The organism is Acidiphilium acidophilum (assembly GCF_033842475.1).
GTDB classification, from domain to species: domain Bacteria; phylum Pseudomonadota; class Alphaproteobacteria; order Acetobacterales; family Acetobacteraceae; genus Acidiphilium; species Acidiphilium acidophilum.
The window spans coordinates 139,394-156,370 of the sequence record NZ_JAWXYB010000001.1; the positions used below are offsets into that span (position 1 = coordinate 139,394).

Consider the following 16,977-nt stretch of genomic DNA (forward strand, 5'->3'; position numbering starts at 1 on the left):
GCGGACCTAATGGACAATATCACGTTTGTTGGATTGGATGTGCATAAGGCGACGGTATGTGCGGCCGTTGCTGAGAGCGGCCGTGACGGCGAGGTGCGACAGATCGGCGTCTTTGAGAACCGGCCGGATGTTTTGAAGAAAATGGTAACTCGGCTTGGTAAAAATGGTCGGCGACTTAGCTTTTGTTATGAAGCAGGTCCCTGTGGTTATGGTCTGCAACGACTGCTGCGGGGTGCCGGACATGAGTGCGTGGTGGTTGCGCCGTCGTTGATCCCGATCAAGGCGGGCGACCGGGTAAAGACGGATCGCCGCGATGCGATGATGCTGGCGAAGCTGCATCGGGCCGGTGAACTGACCGCCATCTGGGTTCCAGATCAGGCACATGAGGCGATGCGCGACCTGGTGCGGGCGCGCGCCACTGCGGTCCGCGTGCTGGGCAAGGCGCGGCAGCATCTTCAGGGATTTTTGCTGCGCCATGAGCGGGTTTATCACGGGTCTCGAGCCTGGACCGTGGCTTACCAGCGCTGGCTGACGACGGTAAAGTTCGAGCATCCGGCGCAGCAGATCGTCCTACAGGACTATATCCATGCCGTGCAGGATGCTGAGGCCCGGCGCGACCGGCTGACAGGCCAGATTGAGGAGTTGCTACCGAACTGGTCGATGGCACCGGTTGTCGCTGCGCTACAGGCGATGCGCGGAGTTGCCCTCGTGGCAGCGGTAACTGTTGTGGCCGAAGTCGGTGACTTTCGCCGCTTCGCCAATCCGCGCCAGCTGATGGCCTATCTTGGCCTGGTGCCGAGTGAGCACTCGTCAGGCGGCAGCGTCCGCCGCGGCGGCATCACCAAGGCCGGCAATGCGCTGGCCCGGCGTGTGTTGATTGAAGGGGCGTGGACATACCGACTGTCAGCGCGCGTCAGCCGAAAGATCCACGACCGTCTTGAGCCGCTGTCCACTGAGATCCGAGACATTGCTTGGAATGCGCAGGTTCGTCTGTGTGCACGATATCGCCGGCTGGTCGCCTTGGGCAAGCCGAAGGTCGTGGTCACGACTGCCATCGCTCGCGAAATGGTCGGCTTCATCTGGGCGATCAGCCGCATTGCTCAACCCAATTTCGCTTGAAAGAGCGAAGGAGAAGAGGATCTAGCGAAAAATCGGGTGCGCAAGGCTGGAGGCAGGGCCACGGTGGGGAATCCTCCTGAGCTGTTATGAGCCGGTCCCCGGACCGACGCTCGCTTCTAGAATGAGGCAGCCCCAAGACGGAACCACGGTCATGCGGTAGCCAACCCGCGCATGAGAGCTTGTTCAACCGGCGTCTTCGGGTCCTGTCTCCTGCCCTGCGCATCTCTGTAGCCACTCCCGGTCATCCGCTGACGCGGAACAAATAATTGTGCCCGAACCCTTGAATGCGGACATGAGAGCAGCCTGTCGGAGTTAGCTTGGGGATGTTTGGTGGGAGGAGGTCATTGGCGGCTGCGTGACGGTTCCCGCTGCGTGACTGGATAGCGGAATCCGCACTTGAGACCTCGGCCATTGTGCCGACGATCACTGCGCCCCTCACAGCGGTACCAAATCGGCGCGAAAGGGCATGATCTGGCTCAGTTTGCCTCTGCCAGGGCGAACATCCGCTTCATGTTCCACGCCATGGTCACGAGGCTCCATTCGCCGCGGACCTTGTCGAGGCCACGCAGCAGGAACTGACGGAACCCGAGTACCGACTTGATGATGCCGAACACTGGTTCAGGGGTCTGCTTGCGCAGGGCGTAGCGCTTCATTGCCTTCTTTGGTCTGGAGCCGATGGCGCATTGATGCGACCGGCGTGGGATCCTTCGGCGGGGTCGGGTCTTCTGCGAAACGTTCGGCCAGCGATGGATGATGCGCTTCACGACCCATCGCGATCACCGGTTCAATCCCCGCAGCGGCGCAGGCGTTCACATTGCCCTCGCTGAAATTGGCAACCGCCGCCAAATCTTGGCGCAGCGTATGGACGACGCGGCGAATGCCATAAAGTGTTGAGAGGTCGGCGTCATGCAGCCCACGGCCGAGACCGTCCAGCGCCCGTCGCGGCACTCCGACCCCAAGAGCTCGAGGCCAGATCCAAGCGCCCATTCTGCATTTTTGAGCATGCCGTATCAGCCCAACCTCCGTTCCAGCCGTCAAGCAGCATCACTATCACACGAATTGAGGCAGAACCTCTTTAAGGGAAACTGACAGTATCTTACCGCTCCACACGCTCTTGCCATAAGGACGCGAGCCGACATCGATCGCGTTCTTCAGAACGGCTGGCGCCGAGCGGTTATACTCGGGCGTGACAAAAAGAACCGCGTCGGCCGCCGCGATGCGCTGGCGAGACGCCGTCCATTCCGCTGGCGGATTTTCGTCTAAATCCGGATTGTAGGGGGGCAATTACCCGATTTTGACAATGCTGAGCCTCAATCCTGCGGGCGCGACTTCAGCAAGCGCATGAGCGGTTTTGCGATTGATCGAATCCTTCCTGAGGCTGCCGATGATCACGGCAACATCGCGTATTTTGTCCATCTCAGTTCCCTTCCCTGGTTGTCTTGTTCTGGTTCAAACCATCTACCGCCGCGCGTTGCCGTGCAGAATGGTGCGCGAGAGGCAAATGCCAGCCGTGCCTGATCGCCATAAAGCGAAGACCGAAACATAGTATCCCGCCGACCAGCGCAGAGACACTATAGGGAAGACCAAGTCCATCGCCGATGACGACGATCAACGCACCCGCCAGCGCCGCCACGGCATAGAAATCAGAACGCAGCACTTGCGGGATTTCGGAAAGCAGCACGTCGCGCGTCATGCCCCCGCCAATGCCGCTGAGCATGCCGAGGAGTGCGGATGGGACCGGGCCTAATCCAAACTCGATAGCCTTCTGTGTGCCGGCGACGGCAAAAAACGCCAACCCCGCCGCATCGAACAGCAGAACAGGTGTACGAAGTCGATCTACGCCCGCATACCAGAAAAAAGTGATAATCCCCGCCAGAATCGAGACCAGAAGATAGCGGGTATCGACAAGGGCGGCTGGAGGCACCGCGCCGATCAGCACGTCACGCGTAATCCCACCAACATTTCCCGTCACGAAGGCCAGGACGAGGATTCCGAAGATGTCGAGGCGGCGATTAACCGCGGCGACGGCCCCGCTAATCGCAAATACAAATGTCCCGCCCAAGTCCAGGATAGGCACAAAGCTCTCAATCGTGGCCATTACGGCTCCCGCAACACCCGTCGATGCACGCGAACGTCAGCATGCATCGAGCCAGGCTAACGCGCCAACGACCAGCGCCTCGACGCCAGTCTCCAGGGTGGGGTGCAGGACCGGCGCGAATTGCGGGCTATGATTGACCGGAAGATCATTGAGCTTACCCGCTGCTTTGGCGTCGGCATAGGATTTCGGATCATTCCCCCCCACAAACCAGAACACCGAAGGAACATGCCACGCCGTGCCGAAGCAGCCAAAATCCTCACTGGCCGGCGCGGGTCCGGTGTGTCTCACCCGGTCGGGGGAAAAATAGTCTCGGAACGCCGCGGCGATGCGGTTACTGGCGGTTTCGTCGTTCACGTTGAGCGGGTAGCGGTCGAGCGGCGTAATCTCCGGCTCTCGCGGCGCTCCAGAAGCCTCGGCCTCGGCATTGACGATCCGCTCGATCGCAGCAAGCACATGCTTGCGCACGCCGGCATCGAAGGTCCGCACATTCAGCTTGATGGTGGCCTCGTCAGGAATGACGTTCTCTTTCGTGCCGGCTTGCAACACGCCGACCGTAACCACCGCCGCCTCGTTCGCGGCAACTTCGCGGGACACGATGGTCTGGAGCCGCAGGACGATTGATGCCGCCATGACGACGGGATCGATGCTTGCCTGCGGCATCGAGCCATGCGCACCACGTCCGAACAGACGGATCTGCAGACTGTCCGCCGCGGACGTGATCGGTCCGGCGCTGCCGGCAAGGGTACCGGCGGGGCCGACCATGACATGCTGGCCAAGCACGACATCGGGTGTCGGAAAGCGTTTCAGCAGGCCGTCATTGATCATGGCCTGCGCGCCTTGCGCGGTCTCTTCGCCCGGCTGGAACACGACCATCAACGTGCCCTTCCAGGCACTGCGCGCCTGCGACAGCAATGCCGCGGCCCCAACTAGCCACGCAACATGCATGTCGTGGCCGCACATATGGCCTACCGGAACGTCATTTCCTGCATCATCCTTAACCGAAACCTTGCTGGCGTAGGCAAGACCGGTGTTCTCCGCGATCGGCAGCGCGTCCATGTCGGCCCGCAGCATCACGGTTGGCCCGTCGCCGTTGCGGAGCAGTCCGACCACACCCGTCTTGCCGACCCCGGTCGTCACCTCGTAGCCTGCCTTCCGGAGATTGTCGGCCGCAATGCCGCCCGTTCGCGTCTCATGCATCGACAATTCTGGATGGGCGTGAATGTCCTTGTAAAGCGGTTCAAGATCTGCAAGCAGCGTGCCCAAGTTCGTCAGGACAATCGATGCGCTGGTGTGGGAAGTACGCTCAAGGGTTCCGTCAACCCGAAACTTGTCTTCCTCGGGAGTCATCGTTTCAGCCCTCCGACGGTGAAACCGTATGAATCGAGCCGAACCGCCCAAATTCACTCTTTATTTCGGAAATGGTATCATCAGTTGCTCTCCGTTGGTAGAGGCCTCCGGCTGGTATCTGGTTCTCCTTACCTTCCCGCTTTCGCTGTCCGTTCAAACGGCATAATACCAACCTGAGGTTCCGTTGACTCGAAAGTGAGTTGTCGCGGCTCGGGCGGGTATGATTCGCTGAACTTCCCTGGAGGAGGTTTGCGATGACGGTAGCGATAACGCGTTTGGACTTGTCGGCTATGGCGCTGCGCGAGCGGGCGGCTCGCGCGACGGATGCGAAGATTTCGAGGCGGCTGCTGGCGATTGCTCTTGTTCTCGAAGGCTGGTCTCGGCGCGATGCGGCCGAGGCCTGTGCCATGGACCGGCAGACGCTGCGCGACTGGGTGCACCGTTACAATGGATTGGGACCTGAAGGACTGGGCGATGCGCCGCGCCGCAACGGCCCGCCACCCCGATTGTCGGCTTCGCAGCAGGCGCAGATCGCGGCATGGGTCAGGCAGGGCCCGGACCTGGAGCGTGACGGCGTGGTACGGTGGCGCTGTGTCGACCTGCAGCGACGGATCGAGACCGAGTTTGCGGTTACCCTGCACGAGACGTCGATCAGCCGACTGTTGCGGCGGCTCAAGTTCACGCGGGTCCAGCCGCGTCCGTATCATCCGAAAAAGGACACTGCGGCACAGGACATTTTTAAAAAGACTTCGCTGGCCTGGTAGCGGCGGCGATCCCGGCCACGGCGGCCCGTAAGCCGATCGAGGTGTGGTTCGCCGATGAAGCCCGTGTCGGTCAGAAGGGAACCCTGACCTATGTCTGGGCAGAGCGGGGTTCCCGACCAGTGGCTGTGCGCGACAATCGCCATGACTCCGCCTATCTGTTTGGCGCCGTCTGCCCAAAACGCTGTATTGGTGCCGCCATCATCATGCCGGCAGTCAATAGCGAGGCGATGGCCGAACATCTTCGGGAAATCAGCACGCAGGTCGCGCCTGGCGCGCACGCCGTGCTGGTGCTCGATGGCGCCGGCTGGCATCAAGCCGGCGAACGTTTGCCAGTGCCTGACAACATCAGCCTGCTAGCGCTGCCGCCCTATTCCCCAGAGCTCAACCCAGTCGAAAACATCTGGCAATTTCTGCGTGGCAACTTCCTAAGCCATCAGGTCTGGAACAGCTACGACGAAATCCTTGCCGCCTGCCGAAACGCCTGGAACAAGTTCATGCAGATGCCAAAACAAATCGCTTCGATCACACAACGAGACTGGATCAAAACGGTCACTGGATAGGCAGGTTGGTATTACATCTGGGACTACGAGCGCTCCCCAGTCCCACGGCCGAGATCGTCCAGCGCCCGTCGCGGCACTCCGACCCCAAGAGCTCGATCGCAGATCCAAGCGCCCATTTTGCATTTTTGACCATGCCACATCAGCCCAGTCTCTGTCCCAGCCATCAAGCAGCACCACGATCACACGAATTGAGGCAGAACCGCTTGAACGTATCCTCGATTTTGAAGCGCAAGCCAGTTCACCTGACGCGAGCTGGTGTCATGCCTCTTCGCCCGGGGGGTCCTGGGTGAATAGGTTCTGCAGCACGACGGTCGTGCGGCGGACGGAGTCGCGAACGCTTTCGAGCATTTCCGGCATGCGTGACGGGTCAACCCGGTCGGTGATTTCGAGTGCGGCAAGCTGGGCGTTTTCGAACACCGATTTCAGCAGATTCTGGACGGTCATGTCTTGTTTCGACGCGATCAAGCCGCTGACCGTGCGGTTCTGTTCGATGATGCCATCCTGGAAGCGTCGCCGTGCCACGCTTGCCGCCTTTTGTTCGGTCATGTCGGTCATGATCAGCACGAACCCGAGCACGCGGTCTGCGGTGGCCAGGATCGGGTCCGCGCGAATCAGCAAGGGTAGCGCCTCGCCGCTGTCCCGCCGGATCGCAATTTCACCGCGCCAGCTGAGCCGGTGTGTCCGCAGCGTCTGCAACCGTTCGGCCACATATTGGGCATCGACGAACAGTCCTGGCAGGTCGGTCAGGGATTGCAACGGGTGGTTGGCGCCGGCGACCATGGCGGTGAAGGCACGGTTGATCAACAGGATATCACCGTTGACGTCAGCCACGATCACCGGCTGGGTCGATACGGCGACCTCGCGCCGGACGCGTTCGAGCTGATCCTGCGCGATCAGCATGCGCACCGTACGCGATTGCAGGACGACGTCGCTGACCATGGCGCCGATCAGCCGGGCGGCTGCGATATCGGCCTCGGTCCAGGGCTCGCATTGCAGTCGCATCACCTGGTGCCATTGCGCGAAGGAGCGGCGCGGCGACAGGTCGGCCGGGGTATCCCCGATCGTAACGGGCTTGGTCGGGTCGCCGCCCCAGGTGACGGTGCGCACTTGTTCGGGTCGCACCCAGATCAGATAAGTGCCGGGTTCGCTGGACAGCGATACCGCGAGCACCCCACTCGCCGCCGCCTTGATCGCCTCGAAATGCTCTGCCTCGCCGGTGAGCGACGCGGTGATGGTCATTGCCTGATCAAGCTTGGCCTGATCAAGCTTGGCCTGCTCCGTGCCGGACTCTGCGGCCCGGCTGTCGAGCCAGGTGCCGATCGCTCGGATGTCCTGAGTGCCCGGCACATCGCCGGTCACCGTCACTTCGTTGTCGAACAGCAAGGCGGCACCGGTGGCGCGCACCGGGTGCAGCAGCGATTGCGGATTGTCGAACAGCGCGCTTTTCCAGTTACCCTCGCGCGACAACGCCTCGACCATGCGCTGTTCCAGCCGCCGGGCCGCTAATTCGGCCTGGGCCAGCACAAAACTCTCGAACGCGGCAATGCGGGTCGCGACGGCTTCGACCAGAAATTCACAGGCGGCGCGAATTTCCGAGGCGACGAAGAACGGTGCATAATGATGGCAGGCGATCAATCCCCATAGCTGCCCGCCCACCATGATGGACACCACCAGCGTCGCGCGCACCCCCATGTTCTGCAGATATTGCACATGGATCGGCGACGAACTGCGCAGCGCGCACAGCGACATATCGAGCGGTGCGCCGCTGATCGGCGAGAGCGCCGGATGCAGCCTGACCGGTTTGAACCCGACATCCACCAGCATGCGCACCCGGTGGCGCTCGTAAAGCCGGCGCGCGATCTGCGGAATGTCGCTTGCGGGATAGCGGTTCGCGAGATACGGCTCCAGCCCTGGTTCGCGCTGTTCAGCGAACACCTGACCGTGACCCTCATCGTCGAATTTGTAGACCATGACGCGGTCATAGCCGGTCAGCGCCTTGAAGATCCGCGCCGTCTCGTCGCACAGGCTTGCCAGCGAGACCGAGCCGAGAATGGTCTGCAGCGCCGCTTCGATCGGCCCGACCACGTCGATGGTCGGCCCCGCCGGTTCGAGTTCGATCAGCACGCCACCGCCTGCCGGCCGATGGATCATGGCATCGATGCCGCGCAGCGGCCGGCCGGCGGTGCAGCGCAGCCTGAGCGGTTGGGTGCGCAGCGGGGCGCGCAGTTGCGGGCGGATGCGGCCGGCCAGATCACCGGCGAGCTTATACAGCGCCATCCCGATCAGAGTGTGAGGCTCACCCGCAGGGGCGAGGCCGAGGAATTCAGCCGCGTTTTCGCTCGCCAGCACAATTTTCAGCCCTGGTTCGCTGCACAGCAAAAGCGCACCATGCGGCTGGATCGATCCGGCAAGATGGATCTGCTCGCGTTCGCAGTTCGAAAGATCGGCCTCGCCGAATGCCGGTGCGGGCACGAATTTTTGTGTCATGGCGTGCCTCCCCGCGTTGCTGCCGCATTTTAGATTGCGGTCGGTTGGCGCTATTCCAAGTCGTAGCGATTCATTTTCAGATACAGGCTCTGGCGGCTAAGACCGATCAATGCCGCTGCCGCCTTGCGGTTGCCCGCGGTCTGCTCGAGGGCGGCGCGAATGAAATGCTGCTCGACGGCCGCCACGGTCTGGTCCACCGCCTCGTGCATCGTGGTCGGCCCGACCTCCAGCGAAAGCGCGCCCAGCGCCGCCTGCAACGGATCACCGTTGCCAGCCCCACCCCGTATCGCCCCGCGCGAGGTGTCGCGGATCAGCAGCCCGATCATGCCGTCGTCGCTGCTCGCCGAGATCTCGACTTCGACGACCGCGCCGTATTCCCCGTGGATCACCGACGGCATCGTCATGATCCTGCCGTGATTGCGGATCAGCTCGAGCGCCATGGCCAGATCATTGCCGCTCCCGTCGAGCCAGCGATCGAGCCGGGCCCCGAGCACGACCGCGTCGCTCGCCGCCTCGATCAGGTCGAGGAAAGCGGCATTGGCTTGGCGGACTACGCCATCGCGATCGATGATCACGAACGCGTCGGGCAGGCGCGCGATCAGGGCGGGGCATACGCTGCGGTCCGGCAGCGTGGTGCCGCGCGGACTAGCCGCCACCGGTGTAAGGTGCAGCAAATACGACGGCACCACCCCGCCATCGGCCAGGGATGCCCGCACGATCCAGGATTCTCGCGGGGTGCCGAGTTGCACGATCACACCGGGCGCCTGCCCATCGGTGCGGGCGCGCTGGATCATGGCATGAAACACGGGCTGCGACGGCTTCGCGATCTGATCGATGAAGCTCCAGTCATGGCCGACGCCCAGCAGGCGCCCCGCCGCTGGGTTGACCTCGGTAATGCGCAGCGTTGCCGCGTCGAGCAGCAGCAAAGGATCGTTTGCGCCGTTGAACATCAGATTATAGCGGATCTCGACATCGCGCAGCCGCCAATGGTCCCGCTCCATCGCCTGCTGCGCCGCGATCAGACGGCTTTGCAGATCGGCAACGACATGAAACCGCCGGCCGATCGCGAGCAACCCGGCATCGCCGCCGAGCCTGACCGTGGTATATTCCAACGGCAGTTCCGCACCGCTTGGAAACAGCTGGTTGACCGGCGTGAAGGCTGAAACGCCGGTGCGCCAGGCGTCCTTGACCATCCGTTCGATCGTCGCGAAACCCGATGCGGTCACCGTTTCGCTCCACGGCCGGCCATGCCACGGCTGCAGGCCGCCGGTTTCGATGCGGTCCGACAATGTGGTGTCGCGGATGACGCCATCGCGATCCAGATGCAACGTCAGGTCAGGCTGCGCGAGGTTGACAGTGGTCATAACCGGTTCAATCAATGTTTGATGGATGATAGCCCGGTTTTTTCAGTCGACCAAGCAAGATCGACCGAAGCGCCACCGGCTCTCGCCACCGCATTGCGGCACGCCACGCACGATCTGCACCGCGACGCCGAACGCTCTGGCGTTGTCGCGCAAATGCTGCGCGGCACGATCACGCGCGACCAGTACGCCGGTTTGCTGCGCAACCTACTGCCCGCCTATCAACAGATCGAGCACGGGTTGGAACAGCATCGCGATCACCCGCACCTGCGGGCGCTGGCGCTGCCGGCGGTGTATCGCGCCGCCGCGCTGCAAAGCGATCTGGCGGCCCTCGCCGGTCCGGACTGGGCGGGCACGCTGCCGTTGCTGCAAGCCGGACGGGCATACGCCGATCGGATCGCCCACGCGACGGCCACTGCCCCCGCACTGCTGATTGCCCATGGCTACGTTCGCTACCTCGGCGATCTGAACGGTGGCCAGATGCTCCAGCGCCGTCTGGGCACCGCGCTCGGCCTTGATGACACGGCACTCGCCTTCTACCGCTTCGAGGCGATCCCCGATCTGGCCGCGTTCCGGCGCGCGTACCGCGACGCAATCGACGCCATTCGACTCGATACCGACGCCACCGCTGCCGTACTGGCCGAAGCCCAGGCGGCGTTTCAGGCCAATATCGCGGTATCGGTGGCGCTCGCGGCCTAACCCGCGCCGATCAGCTGCGGGTCGGCGCGGCGGCGACCTGCCCAGCCAGCGCCACGGTTTTCAGCCCAGATGTCAGTTTTCCTTAAATGGCTCTGCCTCAATTCGTGTGATTCGGGTCGACTCTGAGGGGGTGAACCGCACCGGGTGTTCCGAGAGGCTCAAATTCTTGAGAGGATGGGGCTATGGAGAGGCGGAAGGCATCGCAGAAATATGCGGCAGAGGTTGGTCGCTGGAGCCGACGCTGACGATGATGGGATCGAAGTTTTCCGCCTGCGCCAGCGCGACATCGCCTTGCTTGGCAAGCTCCAGGCTGGCGACGAACGTACTCGACCACGCCGAGCGCAGACGCAACCGGGTCTCCGTTGGCGGTTGAGCGGTCTGCTGGTTGGGGCCCGGCAACAACTGATCGAGGCTGAGCCCCTCTCCGCTTTCGGCCAACAGTCGGAGTATCCGGTCCCGGGCTTCCGGAATATCATACAGGTCCAGAGCCGGCAGCCGATAGATTGGCCTTGTATCGACGGCGTCGGCGGGATCATCGAACTGCTCCAGACACGCCCAGAGGAAGGCGATCATATCGACCTCGATCGAACCGCCGATCACGCTTCCGATCGCCTCAGATCGGCCACGGGCAAAAACGTCCCGTCCCAACTGCGGCCGCTGCTCCAGCCAGGCGCCCAGCGCCTGGATCTCCTGCAACGCAACCAAACGGTCCCGCAGATCTGACGCACGTCGTTCCGCCGCCTGTTGCGCCGGCGCATCCCTTGGCAACAGCAGGTCAGACCGCAACAGCAGAATCCACGACGCCATCACCACCCAATCCGCCTGATGGCCCAGCGGGATTGTCGCCCTCGCCCGCTCCAACCGGTCAGCCAATTGGTCGATCAGCTCAGGTAAACGCAACGTCGACAGATCAATCTGATGGGCCCGTGCCTGGGCCAGGAGCAGGGCCAGCGATCCGTCAAACCCATCCAGCGTAAGATGCGGCGATCCCCCCTCCCCTGCCCCGTCCACTATGCCGGATGCCCCATCCATAGCGGCGATCAATCCGTCGCGATCGGCAGCAGCTGGAATTTCAGACCCGGCCAGGCCTCGGCAATGGCGATGAGTGCTGGCCGCGGGGAGGTCTCCGCCGTGAAGAACCCGTAGCTGAGAACGCCATGTCCAACTTTCTGCCGTCGCCCCGGCCCCGCGTCGGGGCGCACAATCACCTGCCGCGGCAGATCGCTGATCCCCCAATGGCGGGACAACCAGGCCAGCGCGGTCGGATGATCATGCCCGAGCGTCAAGATTGCCAGCGGGATCGGGACCAGGACCTGCAGATCGAACGGGCACGCGCGCCTGACCCCGATCCGGTCTCGTGCCCTGGCCTCGCGGGCCTCGATCCGCTCGCGGAACTGACGGGCGAGAATTCGGCAGCCCGCGACCGAAAGACTCCGCTGCCCGCCAGTGTGGCTCACCGCGCGGATAAAAATATCCTCCTCGATCGCCGCGCCATTGATCTCCCAGGGGATGATCCCGGGGCCCCGCGCGGCCGATGCAAATGTTTCGAGCTCGGCCGATGGGCCTTTGATCGTGAGGTGGTGATACCGCCAGATCGAAGTGGGCGGTGCGGTCTGCGGCGCATCCGATCGGGATGGGCCAGACGGCCGACGCCCCCGCGGTTTCGGCAGCGGGGGCGGCAGAGGATGTCGCGCCGGCGGGGTTACCGGTTCAGGCGAATCAGGCTCGGTCTCCCACGGAAACCGGAGCGCCATCAGAGATCAAGCATGCCGGCCGGGCTGTCACTGACCAGACCGGCGCGCTGGACGTAGCCGCGCATCACGCTCTGGGTGCGGTGACGCGTGTGGCGCATGATATCCTCGTCACGCACCCCCTTGGCGTAGGCCTCGGTGATAAATCCGACGCGCAGCGCGTGGGCGCTCAAGCGATCGAACCCCTCGATCACCAGCCCGGCCATTTCGGCGCGATACGCCAGGATCCGCCGCACCGCATCGGGATGCATCCCGACATCCCCAATGGTGTCGCCGGTACTGATCCGGCGGAATAAAGGTCCTGATTTGCGGGTGGCGATCTCCATCCAGTCCTGGAACGCCCGGACTGGGCAGGTCTCGACATGGCGGCCACGCGGCACGCCGATCTCAGCCCCCTCCCCTGCCTGATCGGTCTTGCCGCGCCGGATGCGGAGCCGCAGCCCACGCGCGTCCTCGGCGACATCATCGACCTGCAGCGCCACCAGTTCCGAGCGACGCAGCGCCGCGGCAAAGCCGATCAGCAGCAAGGCGCGATCGCGCCGGCCGCGCGCGGTGCGATCGCAGGTGGCGACCAGCTGGCGCAGCATCGGTAGCGTCAATGCCGCCGCCTTCTGCACCGCGCGACCGTGGTTGCGGAGGGCGCCACGCAGCGGATGCTGGATATCACCATGGGCCGGATTCCACGGCAGATCATTAAACCGGTGCATTGTGCCGATCGCCGCCAGGCGCCGGCGGATCGTGGTCGGCGCGTGAGAAACCGCAAGGCTGGAGAGATAAGCGCCCACCACGGCCGGGGTTGCCGGTACCGGGACAAAGCCGGTGCGATCGCACCATGCAGCATAATGGGTCCAGTCCGCTTTGTAGGCGCGCAGGGTCGCGGGCGAGACCGCCTGGCGCGCGAACGCCTGCGCCTGTGCGAGGGCGGCCTGCCCAGCCGGCGTCAGGGCCGGCGCGACCGCCGTGCCTTGGTTTTCCGCGGGATCGGTCAGGATCTCACCGTCGAGAGCGCGACCCGATTCGGGAGGTTGATCGACCATGATTCGACCGATAGGCCGACGCCTGACCGATAGCAACCCAAATAATTCCACTACGCGCGATAATAGTGATTATCGCGTGTAGGTCGGCCCTGCCACAAAAAGCAAGCCACCAGCTTGCATTCATAATAGAACTGGCTTCTATGATAAATCGATGGAAGCGATTTCAGGCTCAGCGTTTACCGCCCTCTTGAGGCAGGCCGACGTCAGCCAGGCCGGCTTTGCCCGCCTCAGCGGCGTCAGCCCCCGCCAGGTCAACAAATGGTGCCGCGACCGGGCTGCCGTGCCACGCTGGGCCACGATGCTGGCCCTCGCGCTGCAGGAGCTCTCGGTCGAGACACTCACGATCCTGTACGATGAACTCACCACTGCCGTCGCAAGGCCCTGATAAGGGCCCCTAGTCCGAAACCTCGGTGTTGGCTGGTGCTAGCTATCAAGAACACGAACAAGGGCCGTGCGGACGGCTAGAGCGACCTACTGCCAGAAGCGCCTTTGAACGAGTTTACACATTCGCATGCTGGAAGACGCCACCCAACTTGAATACGACTCCGGGCGCTGGCTCGCGCGACCGGACTTACCCAGTAGGTGACTGCCCCCCTTCCCTATGGCGATAGCGACGTCTGCCGAGCTCGCGCCCTTGCTCGCTGTCAGTCTTCAGCGGCTGTAATCGGCGGTCCGCTGTTCCGGCACACCGCTGTGCATTGGCAGTCGCCGCGCAGTACCCGGCCATGCGGCTGGCCACCAACCTGCTCAGCACGCAGAGCATTACCCTCATCGCGCGGCATCCAGCGATGAGGGAGGGATTAATGCGGCGGAATCTCGCGGGCACAACCTGAAGTGCCGGGCATTGACCAGCTGGATGGATGCCGCCGTTTGCCTCGGCCGAGGCGTACCGGTTAGCAGCAAGCCTACGCAACGCCAAACGAGTATCTGGTCTTCGGCAATCTGCCCGAAGGACACTTGCTTGATGCAATTCCGTAGTTTTTGGTCTGCGCGGACTGCAGCGAGAGCGTTGACACGCATTATTCCGATAGAAGTTTTCGATCTGCCTACGAGGGATGTTTGGCTTTGTTGTGGTTCCGCATCCTTTCCCCTGCTGGCATCCAAACATTTATTTGCAGAGCAATAATTTTTGGATTCCAACTATATGTTCCATCGGACGGGCCATGAGAATGCCCTCGTGCCCTTTTGCAACCACAGCCGTCAGACACACGCGCAAACCATGCCGGTCGCACTTCCTTTTGCAGGTGGGCACGTGGGCCCGTAGGTACGTGGGCACCGCTAATCTTGCCGTGCAGTCCTCTGCCGCTTGTCTTGTACTTTCGCCGCCCGGTGCGTCGCTCCATGGTTAAACACATGGCATTACGCCATATTTGTGGCCGTATCGCTGTACGTGCGTACGCATATACGGAGTTCGGCACTTGATGGCAGGTATGGATGGCTTTATCGGGGAGGTAGCATCCGTAGCAGCAGCAATCTGCCGTTTGCGGCTAGAACGGTCAGATAGATGGGCGAACTATGCCGCTCGCAAACCCTGCGGCGCCCAGATGTGTGCTGCTCTCATTGGCGTGGGCACGTTTGGCCGTGCGTACGTACGCACCGCTCCAAAGCTTAGCGGGCTTTTGTCCGTACGTACGTTTGTCCTTACCTATCGTTTTGCCGCCTGTTTTAAGCGCGTACGTACGCAAACCCATCCGTCGCCCCGGTTTCAGGCATACTAGACGGGAAGGCCAATGCTGCATCACCCGCAAGATGGCACGTCCGGCTCTACGTGCGTACGGACCCACGTATTTATCGCCACCGGCCCGTATGTGCTGACTGACTTCCGCTAAAAACGTAAGCGGCATGATAATATCCCTTCTCGCCCGCCGCTTCGCTTTAACCTACGGCCGCCCTTGCGTACGTACGTCGGTCCGCATGCCCGCCCGCACTGCCATTTGCCCGTGCGTTCTGCGTAAGGGCGCAACAGGCCATGCGAGGGTGCCGCCGTGCCAGGCCATCAGCAACCTGTGAGAGCGTGGGGACCCATGTCGCTGTCGCGCCATATTTGTGCCTCTGGCCGTACGGTTGTGCGCTTGCCCATTGCCGTCCTCCGTGCGTACGGTTAAACGTAGATCCGCATACTTTGATCTTTGGCATCAGGGAACAGTGCAGGTTAGGGCCGTTCGTGATTAGGCTATCCCCCCGCGACGTTATCGGAGAGCAGGTCTATAGCGCGCTAAAAAGTATCCATTTGCCTTTACTATTGCCGCTCCACCCGATGCGTGCCTCGCGGGGGGGGGCAGGACGTGGCCTTGTACGTACGTACGCAGTTACATACGCTCGTGTCTGCGTCACGAGTGCGGACCTCATATGAAAATCAACTGGCAGAGAATCACCGAGACCACTATGCCGCACGTACGCGCTTACGTACTACCGCACTGGCGTACGCATGGTCGCAAGGCTGGCCGTGCTCCCGCCTATCCATGCGTGCATGGTCCTTTCCTCCCGGTGCTTTTGGCAGTATGACACTAAGTCAGAGACTAAATATGGAAAACCGTTATGCATGTGCTTGTTTTGGCTTCGCAAAAAGGTGGGGCGGGAAAGACCACTCTGTCGCGTCATCTCGCAGTGGAAGCCGAGCGCGCGGGCGAGGGACCGGTCGTTCTAATCGATGCCGACCCTCAGGGCGGCTTGGCCGGATGGTGGAATCGCCGCCAAGCAGACTCGCCGGTGTTTTTTGCGAGTCGGCTGGAGGACCTACCCGACCATATTGAACAGGCGCGAATCGGCGGATTCAAACTAGTCATCATTGATACGCCGCCTCAGGCCACTGGCCTGATCCGGGCAGTGGTTGCTCTTGCCGATCTAGTTCTTATTCCCACTAGACCGTCACCGGACGATCTAGACGCGGTCGGGCGAACGATTGACATCGTCGACGAGGCCAAGAAGCCTATGGTGTTCGTGATCAACGGAGCAACCAAAAATGCGCGGATCACAGGACAGGCGGCCATCGCGCTTTCTCAAAGTGGAACCGTCGCAACGGCCACGATTCATCATTCGGTGGCATTTCCTACATCAGGAATTGACGGTAGGACCGTTACCGAACTCGACCTGAATAGTAACTCTGCACATGAGATTGCGGAACTATGGAAGTACGTTATAACGCGGCTACGGAAGTACGTGAAGGAGGCGGCATGAGTAAGGGGCCTGACTTAAGCGCGTTCCCTATTCCTAGGAAGGGCGGCGCGAAGCCAATCGCCTTGGATAATCCGGCCGCCTTAACCTACGGTGAGGATGAGAAGGAAGGGAAGGGGGCAAGGCTCTTCGAACCCGATCCTGTGCGTGAAGTAGATATTACTGACCCTCGCTCCGTCGTTTCGGCATCCCGGAAATCGGAAACGCAGCCGCGGCCCCCAACCCCAGAGATGTTCCGACCGATTTCTACGTCATCGGGGCAGACGGTCGCAACCACAGTCAAGCTGGATGAAAACCGCTATCTTCGGTTGGCGGACGCCGGGAGGCCGGGCCCAGGTCGGCTGAAACGGCGCTCCATCCAGGAGATGGTAATTGAAGCACTCGATGAGTGGTTCGCCAAGCGTGGGATATAGTGTCCGTCCAATGAATGACAATTCCAATGGAACGTTGAAACAGTAGCGGTCGCGTGAATCCTAACGGAACGAGGGCGGCTTAGGCACCTGCTGCTGGTCTCGCAATCGGTCGCTTCTCCGCGGCGCTTGGGCTAAAAGCTACCAATTACGAGCGTCAGGTTGAAACC

At 62.1% G+C, this 16,977-nt stretch carries 16 protein-coding genes; 5 read left to right on the top strand and 11 right to left on the bottom strand.

The annotated features are described in order from the left end of the window. Positions 1-9 precede the first annotated feature (9 nt). Positions 10-1,119 (top strand): IS110 family RNA-guided transposase, encoded by a 1,110-nt coding sequence (locus tag SIL87_RS00725; protein ID WP_319612407.1) that lies wholly within the window; start codon positions 10-12, stop codon positions 1,117-1,119. 476 nt (positions 1,120-1,595) lie between these two features. Here the strand turns inward: SIL87_RS00725 and SIL87_RS00730 are convergent, their stop codons facing one another. The 6 genes from SIL87_RS00730 to SIL87_RS00750 all read right to left on the bottom strand — a co-directional run bounded on the left by SIL87_RS00730 (position 1,596) and on the right by SIL87_RS00750 (position 4,564). Next, on the bottom strand, positions 1,596-1,823 hold the full coding sequence (locus SIL87_RS00730) for a transposase (RefSeq protein ID WP_405055198.1): 228 nt from the start codon (positions 1,821-1,823) through the stop codon (positions 1,596-1,598). Next, on the bottom strand, positions 1,738-2,067 hold the full coding sequence (locus SIL87_RS00735) for a hypothetical protein (RefSeq protein ID WP_319612408.1): 330 nt from the start codon (positions 2,065-2,067) through the stop codon (positions 1,738-1,740). The genes SIL87_RS00730 and SIL87_RS00735 overlap by 86 nt, the downstream gene beginning before the upstream one ends. A 102-nt stretch (positions 2,068-2,169) precedes the next feature. Further along, positions 2,170-2,403, bottom strand: coding sequence for an NADPH-dependent FMN reductase (locus tag SIL87_RS20100; protein WP_405055196.1), 234 nt, complete (start codon positions 2,401-2,403; stop codon positions 2,170-2,172). Further along, the gene (locus SIL87_RS00740) at positions 2,404-2,535 is read right to left on the bottom strand and encodes an NAD(P)H-dependent oxidoreductase (protein ID WP_319612409.1); all 132 of its coding nucleotides are present in this window, start codon (positions 2,533-2,535) and stop codon (positions 2,404-2,406) included. A 1-nt stretch (position 2,536) separates the two neighbouring features. Next, a complete protein-coding gene (locus SIL87_RS00745) occupies positions 2,537-3,217 on the bottom strand; it encodes a trimeric intracellular cation channel family protein (RefSeq protein WP_265638476.1) in 681 nt (226 codons plus the stop codon). 36 nt (positions 3,218-3,253) lie between these two features. Continuing rightward, positions 3,254-4,564: a M20 family metallopeptidase gene (locus tag SIL87_RS00750; protein WP_319612410.1), complete on the bottom strand. Its 1,311-nt coding sequence runs from the start codon at positions 4,562-4,564 to the stop codon at positions 3,254-3,256. Between the two features lie 254 nt (positions 4,565-4,818). Here SIL87_RS00750 and SIL87_RS00755 point away from each other — a divergent pair. Further along, positions 4,819-5,888, top strand: a protein-coding gene (locus SIL87_RS00755) for an IS630 family transposase (RefSeq protein WP_319612411.1) whose coding sequence is annotated in 2 segments (ribosomal slippage) — positions 4,819-5,311 and positions 5,311-5,888 — 1,071 coding nt in all. Because the reading frame shifts where the segments join, the coding sequence is not laid out codon by codon here. 258 nt (positions 5,889-6,146) lie between these two features. Here SIL87_RS00755 and SIL87_RS00760 read toward each other — a convergent pair. Continuing rightward, positions 6,147-8,375, bottom strand: coding sequence for a GAF domain-containing protein (locus SIL87_RS00760; RefSeq protein ID WP_319612412.1), 2,229 nt, complete (start codon positions 8,373-8,375; stop codon positions 6,147-6,149). A 50-nt stretch (positions 8,376-8,425) separates the two neighbouring features. Further along, positions 8,426-9,739: a transcriptional regulator PpsR gene (gene ppsR, locus SIL87_RS00765; RefSeq protein WP_319612413.1), complete on the bottom strand. Its 1,314-nt coding sequence runs from the start codon at positions 9,737-9,739 to the stop codon at positions 8,426-8,428. A gap of 21 nt (positions 9,740-9,760) precedes the next feature. Between ppsR and SIL87_RS00770 the strand changes: the two genes are divergently transcribed. After that, positions 9,761-10,435 carry a biliverdin-producing heme oxygenase gene (locus SIL87_RS00770; RefSeq protein WP_319612414.1) on the top strand — a complete coding sequence of 225 codons (675 nt, stop codon included), beginning with the start codon at positions 9,761-9,763 and terminating at the stop codon, positions 10,433-10,435. 180 nt (positions 10,436-10,615) lie between these two features. On the opposite strand, the gene SIL87_RS00775 is transcribed toward SIL87_RS00770, so the two are convergent. Genes SIL87_RS00775 through SIL87_RS00785 form a run of 3 tightly spaced genes read right to left on the bottom strand, consistent with a single transcriptional unit; the run spans position 10,616 to position 13,223 of the window. Further along, positions 10,616-11,467 carry a segregation and condensation protein A gene (locus tag SIL87_RS00775; RefSeq protein WP_286840636.1) on the bottom strand — a complete coding sequence of 284 codons (852 nt, stop codon included), beginning with the start codon at positions 11,465-11,467 and terminating at the stop codon, positions 10,616-10,618. Between the two features lie 8 nt (positions 11,468-11,475). After that, positions 11,476-12,189 (bottom strand): hypothetical protein, encoded by a 714-nt coding sequence (locus SIL87_RS00780; RefSeq protein ID WP_265638670.1) that lies wholly within the window; start codon positions 12,187-12,189, stop codon positions 11,476-11,478. After that, the gene (locus SIL87_RS00785; protein WP_265638672.1) at positions 12,189-13,223 is read right to left on the bottom strand and encodes a tyrosine-type recombinase/integrase; all 1,035 of its coding nucleotides are present in this window, start codon (positions 13,221-13,223) and stop codon (positions 12,189-12,191) included. The genes SIL87_RS00780 and SIL87_RS00785 overlap by 1 nt, the downstream gene beginning before the upstream one ends. A gap of 151 nt (positions 13,224-13,374) precedes the next feature. On the opposite strand from SIL87_RS00785, the gene SIL87_RS00790 reads away from it, so the two are divergent. After that, positions 13,375-13,608, top strand: coding sequence for a helix-turn-helix domain-containing protein (locus SIL87_RS00790; protein WP_286705201.1), 234 nt, complete (start codon positions 13,375-13,377; stop codon positions 13,606-13,608). A 2,153-nt stretch (positions 13,609-15,761) separates the two neighbouring features. After that, on the top strand, positions 15,762-16,400 hold the full coding sequence (locus SIL87_RS00795) for a ParA family protein (RefSeq protein ID WP_286705200.1): 639 nt from the start codon (positions 15,762-15,764) through the stop codon (positions 16,398-16,400). The last annotated feature ends 577 nt before the right edge of the window (positions 16,401-16,977 follow it).